This window comes from Streptomyces lushanensis, assembly GCF_001700515.1.
Lineage (GTDB): Bacteria > Actinomycetota > Actinomycetes > Streptomycetales > Streptomycetaceae > Streptomyces > Streptomyces lushanensis.
On sequence record NZ_MAUD01000408.1, the window covers coordinates 1 to 1656 of the forward strand.

1 protein-coding gene and 1 pseudogene are annotated in these 1656 nt (G+C 71.3%); one reads left to right on the top strand and one right to left on the bottom strand.

The genetic code is table 11. From position 1 onward, the window contains the following. Window positions 1–649 (bottom strand): GOLPH3/VPS74 family protein (locus tag BFF77_RS28020; RefSeq protein ID WP_066955232.1); only part of this gene is annotated, 649 nt, incomplete at its 3' end. Window positions 650–1036: 387 nt separating this feature from the next. Between BFF77_RS28020 and BFF77_RS36010 the strand changes: the two are divergent. Beyond that, window positions 1037–1656: pseudogene (locus tag BFF77_RS36010) on the top strand (hypothetical protein); the annotation flags it as partial.

Consider the following 1656-nt stretch of genomic DNA (forward strand, 5'->3'; position numbering starts at 1 on the left):
GGGCGGGGTTACGGCGCTGCTGCGCGCCCACGCCGTTCTGGACGTCCATGACGGCGTGCGCCACGAGACCGCCCATCGGGTCGTGCCGGATCAGGTCCCGGAGCCGGGAGCGCGACGAGCGCCCCTCGTTACCGGGGTAGAGGTGCTTGCCGAGTCCGACCGCGTGGGCCAGTGCGGCGAGCGCCGCGGTCCGCGGGTCCGGCGGTACACCGGTGCGGATCGCACTGTCCAGCCGGGCCCTGATTTCCCGGCTGATCGCTGTGTCCGTCGCCTGATAGCGCGTCGTCGGCAGCACTCCGCACATCTGGCCCGCCACGGCATGAACCATGCCGCACCGTTCCAGATGCGAGAGGTAGGTCTGGCGCAGCCCCAGTCGGGGCCCGCCAATCCAGTGGACGGCCCGAACCGGGCTGCCGCGTCTGCGCAGCAGCTCCAGTGCGGAGTCCAGAGTCGGATCTCCGGTCGGCCGTGGCATCACCACGGCGATACGATCCCCGTCAGGGGCTATCCGTCCTGCCAGAGCCAGCTCCACTAGCTGTGCTCCGGCCAGGCCGAGGTCGAGCGACTGCGGCTGCGCTGTGGTACCCGTGGCCGGGTCCAGAGCGAGCAACAGAAGCTCCTCCGGAATTGTTCTGCGGCTCCTGCCCATCCATGCCTCCCCGCGTGGATGAATGACAGGGTGACCCCTCTCACATTGGTCTGTCGAGAGTGCCTGGGTGCTTTGTGCGGGAACCGTTATGTATGTCGTTCTCGTCTAGCACCGGGGCCGAGGTCCCGGAGCAGGACACTGGCAGATGGTTCGGACGGTCCGGTATGTCGGATGAGACACGAAGGAGACACGGTGGCGGGCGAGTCCCCCGGCAAGTCGGAGCAGCGGAATTCCTCGGGGGAGACGGCTCCGGGTGAACGTGACCCGAGGCTCGCGGTCTTCCGAGAATCGTCGCCGGAGGCGAGGCCGTCGGCCGTCGCAACCGCAAATCGCACGGAGGAATCGGAGACCCGGAACACCCCGCGGTCCGCGTCTCCCGACCGCACAATGACTCTGACCTCGGGGACCGCGCGCCGGCCCGCCGCGCCGACCGGGGGTCCTGCCGCGTCCGAGGAGCCCGAGGACGGCGAGCAGAGCACGGACGGTACGAGCGGTACGAGCGACCGGGGCGAGACCGAGGCGTCGGACAGGCCCGCCGGTACCCCCGACGGCGACGCCCGGGACAGCTCGGACTCCCAGGATTCCCCGGACTCCGGCTCCGGCGCCGCTGCCGGTACCACCGCAGCTGCGGCTTCCGGTACCACCACCGCCACCGCCGCTGCCGCTCCGTCAAAGAGCCGTGAGGGCGCGGACGGTGACACTCCGACGGCCGGCAGGGCCGAGCCGACGAGCGAGGGCGCGCCCACGCGATCCCGCCCGGCCTGGGCCAAGGGCGACGGCGAGGACCGGAAGGGCGACAGCGGGAACACGAAGGACGAGCGCGCGGACAAGAAGGACGACAGGCAGGACGGCGGGAAGGGCGACGACAAGGGCGAAGAGCCCGTCGACCAGCCGACCGCCGTCTTCAAGGCGCTCCCGCGGGACCAGGTCGACCAGCCCACCACCATGCTCAAGCTGCCCCGTGGGCCGAAGGCCGGGCCGTCCGCGGAGCCCGCCGCCCGGGCGGC